The organism is Lysinibacillus sp. NPDC097287, assembly GCF_044761695.1.
GTDB lineage: Bacteria > Bacillota > Bacilli > Bacillales_A > Planococcaceae > Lysinibacillus.
The window spans coordinates 81,931-96,189 of the sequence record NZ_JBIWCX010000015.1 but is presented as its reverse complement, the minus strand read 5'-3'; the positions used below and the strand labels follow the sequence as shown (position 1 = coordinate 96,189).

The 14,259-nt window shown below is 34.9% G+C and carries 6 protein-coding genes; all 6 read right to left on the bottom strand.

Features of this window, described 5'->3' with window-relative positions:
• Positions 1-406: 406 nt before the first annotated feature.
• From ACIQ2D_RS18265 to drmA, 6 genes are read right to left on the bottom strand one after another with little or no spacing between them, the layout of a single operon-like run.
• Entirely contained in the window at positions 407-3,391 is a 2,985-nt protein-coding gene (locus ACIQ2D_RS18265; protein ID WP_402866619.1) for a restriction endonuclease, read from the bottom strand.
• A gap of 12 nt (positions 3,392-3,403) precedes the next feature.
• Positions 3,404-5,383, bottom strand: a complete 1,980-nt coding sequence (locus ACIQ2D_RS18260) for a site-specific DNA-methyltransferase (protein ID WP_402866616.1) — start codon at positions 5,381-5,383, stop codon at positions 3,404-3,406.
• On the bottom strand, positions 5,373-6,104 hold the full coding sequence (locus ACIQ2D_RS18255; RefSeq protein WP_402866613.1) for a DUF4391 domain-containing protein: 732 nt from the start codon (positions 6,102-6,104) through the stop codon (positions 5,373-5,375). The genes ACIQ2D_RS18260 and ACIQ2D_RS18255 overlap by 11 nt, the downstream gene beginning before the upstream one ends.
• A complete protein-coding gene (locus tag ACIQ2D_RS18250) occupies positions 6,101-9,355 on the bottom strand; it encodes a helicase-related protein (RefSeq protein WP_402866610.1) in 3,255 nt (1,084 codons plus the stop codon). Before ACIQ2D_RS18250 ends, ACIQ2D_RS18255 begins: the two co-directional genes overlap by 4 nt.
• 18 nt (positions 9,356-9,373) lie before the next feature.
• On the bottom strand, positions 9,374-11,104 hold the full coding sequence (gene drmB, locus ACIQ2D_RS18245; protein WP_402866608.1) for a DrmB family protein: 1,731 nt from the start codon (positions 11,102-11,104) through the stop codon (positions 9,374-9,376).
• Positions 11,101-14,211 (bottom strand): DISARM system helicase DrmA, encoded by a 3,111-nt coding sequence (gene drmA, locus ACIQ2D_RS18240; protein WP_402866605.1) that lies wholly within the window; start codon positions 14,209-14,211, stop codon positions 11,101-11,103. The genes drmB and drmA overlap by 4 nt, the downstream gene beginning before the upstream one ends.
• Between the last annotated feature and the right edge of the window lie 48 nt (positions 14,212-14,259).

Below are 14,259 nucleotides of genomic sequence, written 5' to 3'. Positions count from 1 at the left end.
TAGAAAAACACCTCCACATTGATTATTTCAGGTTTAAATACCCGTTATTCAATGAAAGGTGTTTTTATTTGTCTCATGTTATTTGGTCAGTGCGATAAGTGGAATATTTTATTGAAATAATATTTAGCTATGATTTTTCTATCATTGTTGCCCGAAAAATCTACCTAAACAATATGATTAAAATTCTATTTATATATATGGCATTTTAAATTTAGAAACATACAAAAAATTCATGGTGTACTAACCGCTCTACCACCATGCCAAATGAGCCTGCAAAAGCGTCCAGACTCATTTGACATACTACGTGCTTTTAGTTAAGTGTGATTAGCATTTATGCGCGACCACTATTTACTCTAAATTTTTTTCACCTTCTATATAATAGATATTTTTATTAACTTCACTCTATCTAATATACTTCAAGTAACTCTGTAGCTTTTTTAAAAATAATCCCTGTTTGAATTGCCGAGAAGTGCTTTTCTCCACAACGGATTTTAGCTAACTCTGTTGGACGTAAATCTTCTGATGCTATACTGCCCTTTGTTTCAACGATGAAGTACAAATGATCTTTACCGTCTTTTTCAAGCGCTAATGCCCAGTCTGGATTGTACATACCAAGTGGGGTTTTAATTTTAAACTCAGTAGGGAGCTTAATATAAAACTTCACATTTGTATCCTGCTCACACGCTTCCGCAAACTCTCTTTCAACTGAAGAATCAACAATAATATGGTCGTATGGCGAGCGGTTGTTGCTTACTGGTACGATGTTGTCGCTGTATGTTTCAATCTCTTCTTTAATAATTAGCGATTGGTCATATACCTCGTTGCCTGCTAATTTTTCGTATTTGATGCCATCGACCATAGCCATACGTTTTGCCGCATTAATAATACGAGCAGCTTCCATCATATACGTTTGTGGATTACGTTTGAAATCAGATAACGTGCCACTATCCTTTAAAATTCGAATTAAAGTTTTACGCTTTAATTTCGTCTCGTTTTGCAAGTACGTCAAAATATCTGGCGCCTTTTCATAATCGCGTTCCGTCGTTGCAAATACCGTTGATTCTTCCTTAACAGTCGAAATACCTGCCTCAGTTGTTTCAATTTTATGGCGCTCATATTCTAGCTTATTAATACGAACGATTAGCTCATCATTTAATTTATCCCCAGCTTGTTTAATAAATTTGTCCGTATCCAATTGAATCGTATAATTCGTTTTATATTTAATACGCTCCCACAACTCTAAAAACGGCCCTGAAAGTGCTTCTTTGTTTAGCTTTACACTTTCCTTTTTGTCATTATCTTTAATCTCGATTTTTTCAACATTAAATTTCAACTCAATCGCTTCGATGATTCTTTCTTTCATGTCCGGTGCAAGCTCTTTAAACTCTTCTGGAATATCAAACGTTTTTTCTTTTATCGCTTTAGCAAGTGCTACCGTCCCCTTATGTTTATCATCAATGTATTTTTGCTCTTTTAAATAATCAACAAGTTGCTCAGATTTTTCGTGACCAAGCGGTGTTTTGATACCAGTATGTTCATCCACTTTAATAACTAATGAACTAAAAATATCTTGCTTAAAGATGCCAAACTCCATACCTTCCTCTTCGTACTCTGTTTGCAAATCTTTAGCAAATTCATCATAGCTTTCATTTGCCATAACAGTTAAAGTATTCACTTCAAAGCCAGGTACACGTTCACCGTCTTGGTTAACTGCAATACGTAAACCGCGTCCAATCTTTTGACGCTTTGTAATTGTATCCGTAGACTCAATTAGCGTACAAATTTGGAATACATTTGGATTGTCCCATCCTTCTTTTAAAGCTGAATGTGAGAAAATGAAGCGGTACTTATGTGCAGCTTTTGTTTTCCCTTTTTCCTCGTCATACATCGTCAATAAGTCTTCCTTATTTTTCATGATGATGTTGTATGTTGTTTCGTCTTCTTTAGAAGAACCAGAAGTATTTTTCACTTTCTTTTTACCGTCAATCGAGAAATAGCCGTTATGAGTTTCTTCTACTGGCACATCATAATCACGAAGCTTTTTATATTTTGAAGATTTTAAAGCGTCCTTATATTCCTCTTCGAAAATTTGACCATAAATACCTAATATTTCATTTCCTTCTTCATCATATTGACGGTAGTTCGCTACGTTATCGATGAAGAACAGACTTAATACTTTAATTCCTAAAGCATTCAGTTTTAGCTCTTTATTTAAATGTTCCTCAATCGTTTTACGGATTTGGCCACGCTTAATTTCTAAATCCTCGTTTTGTGATTGGCTCAGGCGAATCATTGATGGCTCCCCTGAAAACTCAATATATTCATTGCTAGGCACTGCTGAAATATCTTTTACAAACCCTACCGATTCATAAGCTGCAATTCGCTTCGATTTAATATACAAATCATCGCCTTGCTTAAGCTTAATGTCTTTCTTTTCAATATCAGTTTTGTTTTTCACAAGCATTTCAACCGTTGCTGTAATCGTCTTGGCCGTAGCTTTAATACTCAGTAATTTCAAATAAGCTTCATTACCATCAATCGAACGTTTAATACCAGCTACCTCAATTTGTTTAACAAGTTTTTGCTGATATGCTTCCACTGGACCTAGCTTATAAATTAATGGATAGCTTTTATTTTTATGTGTTGCAGAGAAGCGGAAAGCAACTGAAGGGTTAAGCGCCGCTATAGCTGCCTGTGCATTTTCCGTATTATCCACACTTTGTGGCTCATCAATAATAACAATTGGATTTGTTTCAGCAATTAACTCGATTGGCGCAATACCGTACAACGCATCCATGTCATTACGATAAATAATGTTCATATTGTCATTGTTTTTTGCACTTTTTGAAAAGGCTTGAATGTTAATGACCATAATTTCCACGTTATCACTTGTCGCAAAGGCCTGAACATCATTTAGTTGTGAACTATCATACATAAATGAACGATAAACTTGGCCTTGCATTTGCGTTTTGAAATATTGGCGTGTCATTTCAAGCGTTTTCATTACCCCTTCTTTAATTGCAACAGAAGGGACAACGATAATAAATTTTGTGAAGCCATACTTACGATTCACTTCTAAAATCGACTTTAAATAAACGAACGTTTTACCAGTACCTGTTTCCATTTCAATATTAAATTGAGGGAATGCACCAGGGATATTCTTAGCAATCGGAATACCTCGATTAATTTGGATTTGCTGCACGTTTTGAAGAAGCTTACTAATGGAAATATCGATTTTATTGCCGACACCTTTTTCACCAAAAAGCTTTCCCTGTGCATCTTGATCCATAATGGTAAACTCTGATTTACGAATTTGCTGCCCTTCAAATACACCTAATATGGCATTTATCGCATCCGTTTGATACGTTAAATCATCAAATTGAATTTTCATGTTGCATCACCTCTAAAGTGTCAACAAGTTATCGTCTGGATAACCTGCATCTTTTAAGATTTCTATATAATTCAATTTATCCGAGTCATTATCAAAGCCTGCGTCACTGAAAATAACGCTACTCGTATCCGTCCCATGCTCATCACGACGTGCAATGATTGCTTTGGCAATATCCGCAGTAATTTTTTGCGATAAACAAACAAATAAGCTACCGAACGCAATATCATAAACCGTTTGACCATTCACTTCAAACGTCTCAATCGGATATGTTAGCTCAAGGCCTTGCTTTAGCATAATTTCATATACAATATCTTCTTCAGAACGACCATCAATAAATGGTGTTTCGTATAAATCAAGCTCGGCCTCTAAATTAACGAAATCAACATTCCATTCGCGAATATTAGATGTATCTAGTTTTAATACCTTAAAGCCAATATCCAATGAATTTGGATCCACAATATTTTCATCCAGCATACCTGCCTGTTGTTGCTGCTCTATTAAATCAGCTTTAATTTTCTCTCCAGCGCGGCGAATACGTTCTTCTCCGATGTCACAAATAGTATGAAAATCCTCATTATGAATATGTGATTTTCCATCTATTACTTCAGGTAATTGAACCAAAATAAATTTCCTCTTTATTCCATCTTCGGAGTTTAATTTCATTAATGCATGAGCTGTAGTTGCTGAACCCGAAAAGAAATCTAAAATAATATCTTCACTTCTTAATCCTAGTCTCATACATCGTTCTATAGTACCGATTGGCTTAGGTTTTTGGAAAAAGTTTTTATCAAAATCTAAATTTATAAATTGCTCTGTCCCTCTTTCACTATTTACATCTTTATAATTCCAAATTGTTGTTGACTTAACTAAATCTCTTTCATCTAAATAATCTTTTTCCATAATACCCCAAATTTGTTTGTTGGGCATATATTTCGGTACAAGTTTATTAATTTTTTCTATTGCAGTATTTAGTCCCCATCTCCAATTTCCTTCTCTACCATCCGCTCTTACGGGTTTTATTTTAATAAATCCTTCTGGTGTATCCTCTTCACGTGAAGGATAAATTTCTTTTGTTTCTTGATTATAATAAAAGTAATAAAATAAATTAGGTCTATCTTCTCTTAAATCATTTTCACCAGTTTTTCTCAAATCAATTTCTCTATATTTTCTATTTGTATTCACTTCCACTTTGTTATATCTAGTTGTAATAACTTCAGTAGGTTCAAAACCATATAATTCAACCTTTTCTTTGTTTTTACAATAAATCATTATATATTCATGAGCGGTAGCAATATATTTATCGTCTGAGCGCCCCTTAGGATTATTTAAATTACAAATTGTTGTAATAAAATTATTTTCACCAAATATCTCATTACAAATGAACTTCAATCTCTCTTGTTCATTCTCATCAATACTAATAAAAATCATTCCCTTGTCACTAAGTAAATTACGAGCTAACTTTAATCGCGGATACATCATATTCAACCAATCCGTATGGAAGCGACCATTACTTTCCGTATTCGTGGAAAGCACATTCCCCTTATCATCTACTTGTCCCGTTTGCTCTAAATAATTTTGTACACCATCTTTAAAATTATCCTTATAAACAAAATCCTTCCCCGTATTATAAGGAGGATCTATATAAATCATTTTAATCTTGCCGTTATACGACTTTTGTAATAGCTTCAATACTTCTAAATTATCCCCCTCAATATATAAATTTTCTGTAGTATCGAAGTTCTTACTTTTTTCTGGTACTGGTCGCAATGTGCCTTTAGAAGGTTTTTGCGCCCCTTCAATCATTTTTTTCTTGCCATTCCAAGTGAATTGATAGCGTTCTTTTTCTGTTTCTACAACTTCACCTAATACTGTTTTTAACATATCAAAATCAATTTTTTCGCCATCTGTTAAGATTTCTGGGAATATCTCTTTTAAATGTGCAATATTTTGTGCCGTTATATTTAACGATTCTCCGTTCATTTTATTTACCATTGTCTTGCTCCTTTTCTATTATTGCTTGTTTTGCAAGCTTTACTTTATTCGCTGCTTGCTGTAATTTAATTCGCTTGTTCAGTTGTGTTTCTTTTTTAGCTTGTCCAATGTAATTGTCAATTTGTGCATCCATGACAACGAGTTTCTCCAACAAATTAATCGCCAAAGATACAGGTGTGTAAATATTATAACGAGCTTGTAATTCAATCTGAAGCAATTGCTCAAGCCACGATTCATACAATGTTTTTAAGTTCGCTTTATGAAGATTTTCGAAACTCAGCTGTTCTTCTACTTTTTGCAGTGTGACAACTTCTCGCACCTCGTAGAGCGCTTTGCTAGCTAAAAATCCGTCCTTTTTCTTTTCATGTGTCGCAAATATCCATTTTGTACGCATCCCATCGTAAAATAATATAACAAGCGGATTCGGCATAATGCTCATAAACACTTTATAAATTTGCGCTGACTTTTTTAAATCCTTTACGTTTACGGCTAAAAAAACGATTGAATCATAACGCTCTGTTTCGCTTTCAAATACATCTATGTTCGTGTTACTAGTTTGGATGGTCGCTAAAATACGAATACCTCTTGAAACAATATGTTCAGAAATAATTTTTTTCTGAGCAGACGTTAGCTTGTTTTCCATTTGATTATACGGCAATGTCTTCATGATTTGTGTTGCTTTCGGAAAACTGATTGCTTTTAATAACTGGCCTTCATTCATTGCGTTTCATCCTTTACAACTAAAAATGAAATTAATTCGATTTCATCGTCACCTAAGTCTAACTGAGCTTGTAATGTATTTGCACCGAAGCTAAACAAACTTTCAAATCCAACCTCTTCTTGCTTGTCTTTAATAATATTTATTGCTTGCTTCAATAAATCCTGATAATGCTCCATATCCGTCGCATCACTTGTTTGTTCATTGAACCATTGAACTGCATCAATTTCCGGTTCTTTTTTCCCAAGTGCTAGTTTACGATAAACATCTAAGACCTTCTTCGCATGTGTATAATGAATAAATGCTTCCCCTGCATCTGTAACATACAACAAAATATATGGTGCTAAGCTATTGCTTTCAATCGCTACATCTTTATGCTGTTTAAAGCAGAAAATAACGCCTGGCTGTGCTTCTGGCAGAACATCGTTACTAACAACTGCATATAAGCCTTTCTGTGCAACTGCAAACTCTTTTTTATTCGATTTTAACGCTGTACTTAAATCGCTTTTAAAATCCGTATACGTTAAGTCAGTAATCGAAATAGCACCGGAAACATCCTCTAAGTTTAATACATCATTTTGTAGCGCTTTTAACTGATTGCGACGATACTCTAAGTCATTCATTTCTTTCGATGACGTATCTAAAATATCTTCTTCCCCTGAAGCAGAAGTATTTAATATTTTCATACGTCCTTTTACACGTTCTTCCAAATTGATATATTCATCTAAATCCATGTTCGGCCAGAAGTTAACTAGTTGAATTTGTGTATTTGTTGAGCCGATACGGTCAATACGTCCAAAGCGTTGAATTACACGTACTGGGTTCCAGTGAATATCATAGTTAATTAAATAATCACAGTCTTGCAAGTTTTGTCCTTCAGAAATACAGTCAGTCGCAAAAAGTATATCAATTTCATCTATACGTTTATTGTCCACCTTGTGTCGTTCTTTCGATTTCGGTGAAAAATTGATTAATATGTCATTAATGTCTTTTACACGGACGCCTTTTAATGTACATTTGTTCGCTCCGCTTCCTACAACTAACGCGGAATGAAGCTGCTTATTCAGTAAACGCTCTGATAAATGGTCGTACAAATATTTGGCTGTGTCAGCAAAGGCTGAGAAAATAATAACCTTTTTATTTCCTGGATTTATTGGGTTATTGAGTTTTTCTTGAATTAATTTTACTAATTGTTCTAATTTTGCATCGCGCGTAGTCGAAATTTGCGTTGCTTGCTGCAAAAGGTCCTGTAATGTAGCTAAATCAGCACGTAAATCGCCTGCCCATTTTAATCCGTCAATATCATTTAATTGAATTTGCACTTTGTCACTACCAACTGTGATTGCTTCAAGTTGCTCATCATCAAGCTCCGTTGCATCATCATACTGTTCCGAATATGTTTGCTCGTTTTGAAGCTGTAAAGTTTGAAGTGTCCCTTGCATTCGTGCGACTAACTTTTCAAGTGTAAGCCTAAATGCATGAATTGAACTTTCTAAACGTTTGAACAAGTTAACTTTCATTAATGCTGCTACTGCATATTCTCTATCAGTTTGTTTAAAAGTCGATTGACCATCTTTTACTTTTGTGTCATACAGTTCTTCGTAATGCTTACGTTTATGTGGTAAGACATATTTCATTGGTTGATAAATACTAAAACTTAATGACTCTAAGCGCTCATTGACTTCGTTCATATCAACGAAACGTTGTTCTGTATCTACATCAGCTTTAATGGAAATCGGCTTTAAACGTGTTGGGAAATTACCTATATCTTTGACGTTATAGTATTTTTCAATATGCTTACGACTACGAGCAATCGTTAATAAATCAAGCAATTGGAAATAGTCCTGCTCGACCATATTTAAAAATTCTTCCGTAGTTCGCTTCGGTGCCGGCAATGCTGTCCAACGGTTAAACGCAGCTTGTGCAGCTCGTAATGTTTGTTCAATACTCTCAATACCTACTTGTTGTAGTGCATGGTCATTGTCTTCCGTAATAAAGGCAATTTGATTTTTAATATCATTCATTTTATTGTTTACAGGTGTAGCAGATAATAATAGCACTTTCGTTTTAACACCTTTTTTTATAATTTCCTGCATGAGCTTTTGATAACGCGTTAACCGCCCTTTATGCGCATTGTTATTACGGAAGTTATGTGACTCATCGATCACGACTAAATCATAATTGGACCAATTTACCGTATCGAGACGTATTTCACCTGACATACCACTTTCACGGCTTAAATCTGTATGATTTAATACATCATAGTTAAGGCGATCTTCATTTAAGACATTTCTTTTATCGTTTTGCGTATAGACAGTCCAGTTATCTCGTAGCTTTTTCGGACATAAAACTAATACACGATCATTTCGTAACTCATAATATTTAATGATTGCTAGAGCCGAAAAGGTTTTCCCTAACCCGACACTATCAGCTAAAATACATCCGTTATATTTTTCCATTTTGTCAATCATGCCGAGTACACCGTCACGTTGGAATGGGTAAAGCTTATTCCAAATGACAGTATCTTTAAAGTTGGTTCCTTCTTTAATAATATTGTCCTCTGAAAGACCTTCTAGATTTTCAGAAAAAATATTATAAAGCGTGACAAAATAGAGCCACTCTGGCGCATTTTCTTTCTGAAAGGCGTCCAGTTGTTGCAAAACTTCAGCAGTAATTTCCTTGGATTTTGTTTCATCCTGCCAAAGTCTATCAAACTCTGAGAGCATGTTTTGTGTAACACCCACCGTTTCTTTCATGACAGTATAACTAGCTTGTCGATTCGAGGGAGTAATACCTAATCCGTCCGCAGTAAATTCAATTTCCGATTGAATAAATACGCCTTCATCCGTTTTGTTTTTAATCATAATTTGCTTAGGATACATTACTTCCCCTAAAATCGTTTTAAATTCCGCATTTTCACGAATCCATTCTGATAATTCTCTTGCGATCTGTTTAGCTACCATCTGATTTCGTAAAGGAATTTCAAACTGATTTCCTTCTAACTGGAGCTGTTGACCTTTTCGTTCTGCCAATTTAAATTGATTATTTTCATCGATTTCTTGTTTATAAAAAGTTGGCTCTGTATAGAGAAAACGAAAAGATTCACCTTTAGCTAACGCTTTTTTTAATTCTTGAAAGACATTCATACTAAATTTTGCAGAAGCAACTGTAATTTTTGAGCCTTTTTTTATTTCATCTTTCATCACTTGAACGAGGGTATTGTTCCCTTTATTATCGACTAAATCTACTTTCAACCTTTAACACCTCTTACGTTACATTTCTAATAATTGATCGAAATAACCATCTTTTTCATTCGGATTAATGTTGATTAATGTACGTCTATCTAGCAATAAATTGCCCCATTCACAAGATGTTTCAGATACGAATGTACATGCATGACATGCCGCCCCATTCGCTGACGTATGATACTCAAATTCCCCATCCGAGCAGATTGGATCTGATGAACAATAGCTCATCTTTTCTAATGCACGTATAATAATAGGTAATAATTTTTCACTTTGCGCCAAGTTTGTTAAACCACCTAAACTTCCTTCTGAATCCCCAGAGGCTGTGTAAATAAACACGCCATACATATCGTCACTTGCATAAATACGTTCTTTTAAAGACGTCGTAGTATAACCGCAATATGCAGCTAATTGTTGCAACAAAGCATGGCTAAATGTATGTAACAATATTTGGCGCGGCAAAATATCTAATTGAGTATTATTAAATTCTTCACGGTACGCATTATATGACTTAATAATTGCGCTCGTAACCTGTTCGGTTTGTTCCCATTGTAGTAACTTCTCTAAATTAAATTGAAAGAAAATACCCTCGCCGTAATTTCGTACAGCAGGTAGCCATTTGAGTTCATTTGTTATAACGACTGGCTGTGTTTTCACTTCATCATCTGTAAATCGGTCAATGTAATCAAGACGAGAAAATTCTTTTAGCACTTGAACTTCCGGTACAGAATCTATACGGAAAATACCATCAAAATACGGCACTAAAATTGGTGCAATGTCGACTTTTTTAGATAAAAAACGTTCTTCGTTTATTTCATCCTGTATTAATGTATTCCACTCCTGCTTTTTAATCGATTCATAGGTCGAACTTTCTTCAAGCGTTATTTCCCCATCTAAATATCGTTTGATAATAGGTACAAATGAAGAAGGGATATTTTTGAAACTACACGCCATCTCAAGACCTGATTCACCCATACCTAGATACGCTTTACTAAAATTTTCTTTATCTTTTTCTACTAAATATAGAACATCGAATTCAGAGCTAGAAGCTGTTAAAGGGACCTGTAAAAAGCTCATAATTGACGGTGAATATACATTAGATGCCCCGCGTAATGTTGTTTTCATTTTGCAGTTACATTTCTGTTTAGCACTTTCACTAATCCAAGGTCTTTCCCCTTGGCAGTCAAATAAACTGTGATTATCTCTTTCTTCGGGCTTCATAATATTCCCTAAACTTTCACTATGCTTACAATGCAAGCAAATTACGTGTAAGTCTGATAAAGACCCACTTGATCCACGCGTTTTCAACATTAATCGCGGATCTTTAGATTGTTCTGTACAAGGCTTATTTCGATGAACCCATTCATCATAAGGAAAATCCGAAAGATGTCCATTTTCACATGCTAATACAAAACGGCTTGCATATAGCTCTTGAATGTCATCTTCATTTTTTCTTGAACAATAATAACAAGTAGCATTATCGTAATTCGTCATATTGTGGCATTTCGGACAGATTTTCCATTTAGGAAATTCTACCGCTTTAATTTTTTGTTTATCGGGATTTTCATTTAAAATCCTTACATGATTAACCCCTAAAAATGATGTGATTCGTACATCCTTTTCTTGCGGCGCCCTACCTGTATTCCATTGATCTGCTGATTTTACGATAACACTTTGACTTAAAAGTTCAACGATTGCTCCTGGTCCTGATTGGTATATTAATTGGGAAGGTCTTATTGTTTCATTTTGTTGACTCATGATTTTAACACCTCAATTTCAATTGCAGCCTCTACATTTCTTAATGACATCATAGCTGGACGAGCATCTTTTACTTTCACTTCTTCATTAAAGTTTTTTAATAAATAAGATTTTACATATTTTGATTCTTTGTAAGCTAATGTATCTTCAGAGAATTTCAACGCTAACTCTCGCCACCATTCTAATAAATCCTTTACTTCGTTTTCAATAGTTGCGCCATAAGCATTTTGAATTCTTTCTAAAAATTGAACGGTAGCAGTATCTACTTCATTTTGTAGCTGTACTATTTTTTTCGGACTTTGCTCAGCATTGATTTCCATAATCGTTTGACGAATAAATCCTATAAACGTACCTGTCAATCCTTTGTATAAAGCCCCTTTAGCAAACGGCGTCACACTCATCGTTTCTACATGACGATATAGCGCTTGATGATAAACTTTAAAGCGTTCGAAATGTGATAAGTCTCTAGAACGCATTGAATTTAATAAAATAAACACAATCCCTGGATATTTACGCCCAACACGACTTGTTGCTTGAATGTATTCTGAAGTTGTTTTAGGTTGTCCTTGTACAATCATCGTTCCTAAACGATCCACATCGACACCTACAGAAATCATATTAGTTGCGAGTACTGCGTCAAGAACGCCCGCTTCATCCATTGTTTTTTCCATTTGCGTGAGTAATTGAGGAATTTCTTGCGCCTTTTTTCGACTAGTTAATTCTTCAACCATTAAATCATGTTCAAACTTATTAGTTGGATCTAACATATTTAATCGCGAGTTTATTTCGTCTTTAAAAGTAGTGACCATACCTGCCAATTCTTTAACCGTATTAAAATAGCCTAACATTGTATAATATGGATCCACTTTAAACTTCGGTTCACTTCTTGTAATTGTTGCATATGCACTATATGTTTGAATCGCTTGAATTTTATTACTTACCCCTGGCGCACATATTCCTACATAAAATCGCCCTGGCTTTTCAGAAGTAGGGACTTCCTTTGAAACAAAATTATCATTTGCTTTTTGCACAGCTAATGGGAACTGCTGCATATTTCGTCCATAAAGCGCTCGAATTTGCTCGTCCGCACCGCTAATTGTCGCAGTTGAAGCAATTACTTTAGCAGGTCTTCCATTATGTCTAGTTAATAAATCAATCGCTACCTCATATAATCCTGTTAAGGAGCCTAGTGGACCTGAAATCAAATGAAGCTCATCTTGAATGATTAATTCAGGTGGTTTCAAACGATTAATGCGACTGTATCCTCTTGGAGTAGAATCACTATATTTAAACCCTAATTCACGATGATAAACATTTTTGTTCCCAAATAGTTCATGCATATCTTGTTTCCAAGGTAACTGAGCAATTTTATCTACCGTACCAATTAACAATGTTGGTAACTTCTGATAAATCGCCTCATCGACCGTATAAACAGGAATGCCGTATTTAAACGAACATTCTTTATTAGAACAACAAATCTTCTGTGAGTTATAGTTAATTTCATACTGCTCTGGCCCTAGTTCCGACCCACACCATGGACAATGCATTAGCTGAATAGGATTGCCAGTCTTAACTTCCTTACCTTCTAGTAATTGTTCAAGCTTATCCATTGCATCTACAAATTTGTTAGGTGATGAATCCTTTCCAATCCACAACCCTATACTAAATGGCTCTTCTCCAAATAATTTTGCATTCGGCTTACGCAAAACTTCTGCCGCACAAATCAAAGCTGCAGCTCGTTGGAATTGTTGAGTCGTTAATAAACGCAATGTATATCGCATAAAAACTGTAACTCCAGCATACTTGTCTATTTGATTTGGCGCTAATAATCGACGGTATGCCATGACATAAGCAGCTACTCCTAAATACGCCTCTGTTTTACCACCACCAGTTGGAAACCAAATTAAATCAACAATTTCTCTATCTCGATGTTGTTCATCCGATGCGCCTGCAATATTCATGAGTAAGAATATTAATTGGAATAAACGCCATTCGCCATCTAACGTAGGTTTTATTCGCTCACCTGTTGTACGATATGTTTGAGCCACTGCAGATTGCGCTCGTTGCAATAACATCGCGCGGTTAGCAAACTGAAACGCTAAATAACATAGAGAGTTGTTACTTTCCGTCACAAGTGAAATACCTTCTTCTAAACGTTGAATATTTTCATTTACTTTTAAAACGTTTTGTTTTGCCTCAACTTTTAAATAATCTGGTAACTCATTTATTATTTGAACTTCATCCTTCAACCACTTATTATATGCTGCAGGTATAACGCTTAATTTTTCTTTCAAAATATCTGCAGGATATTCACTTAATTCCTTCATCTTAAATGACTGATATTCAATTTTACAATGCTCCACATTCGGCAATTCATAACGTGGCATCCATGTTGAATAAATCGTTGTTATATTTCCAACTGTTTCCCAATCAACTCCAACGCCATGACCAATTGCTAATTCTTCTTTATCACGATAAAGAAGTTCATTTTGGACATTATATTGATCAGCTTTTGACGTAAATTTAGCTACGTGAGTTGTTGGTATATGTACCTTTAACGAACTTTGAAACATAACTTCATCTTGCTCTGGATATTGATTATCTCTCTTTAAACTATTCATCAAAAAAACGTTTACGTGATATAAGTTATTTCGATAAGTAACGGTATAACGTACTTTTCCGTACTTGGAGTCATTCAAATTTCCCAGCGTATCAGTTCTCTTATTTGAAAAATCAATTTGCCACTTTTCCTCTTGTGGCACACGTTTATGTTCTTTATTCTCATAAATAGCCCAAGATGCTTCTATTTCAACAGTCGTTAATTCTTCTAATTTAAAACTAAACCCCATTGTAGACGGACGAAAAAGATTTTTGGTCGTAAGCTGTTCATTTAACTCTTCTTCACTTACTTGTACGTGCGTTTCTATTGCATTATCTCGCTCATTTACTACATCCGATGTTGAACCTAACGGAACTAATTTACCTGTTAAATAGAACTGCATCGGTCTAATATTTTCACCAAGTATTTCATCTTCTTTACGTGGGCCAACTAAATATGTTTCTAATTCATGAATTAAGTCTTTACGTAAAATTGAATATTGCTCCATCTTACTTACACAGCCTTTCACTTTAGGTAGTTTCTACTATTATAGCAC

Excerpts from the sequence above, each read along its gene's own strand:
- ACIQ2D_RS18265 (WP_402866619.1), bottom strand. The coding sequence starts at position 3,391 with ATGAAAATTCAATTTGATGATTTAACGTATCAAACGGATGCGATAAAT.
- ACIQ2D_RS18260 (WP_402866616.1), bottom strand. The coding sequence starts at position 5,383 with ATGGTAAATAAAATGAACGGAGAATCGTTAAATATAACGGCACAAAAT.
- ACIQ2D_RS18255 (WP_402866613.1), bottom strand. The coding sequence starts at position 6,104 with ATGAATGAAGGCCAGTTATTAAAAGCAATCAGTTTTCCGAAAGCAACA.
- drmB (WP_402866608.1), bottom strand. The coding sequence starts at position 11,104 with ATGAGTCAACAAAATGAAACAATAAGACCTTCCCAATTAATATACCAA.
- drmA (WP_402866605.1), bottom strand. The coding sequence starts at position 14,211 with ATGGAGCAATATTCAATTTTACGTAAAGACTTAATTCATGAATTAGAA.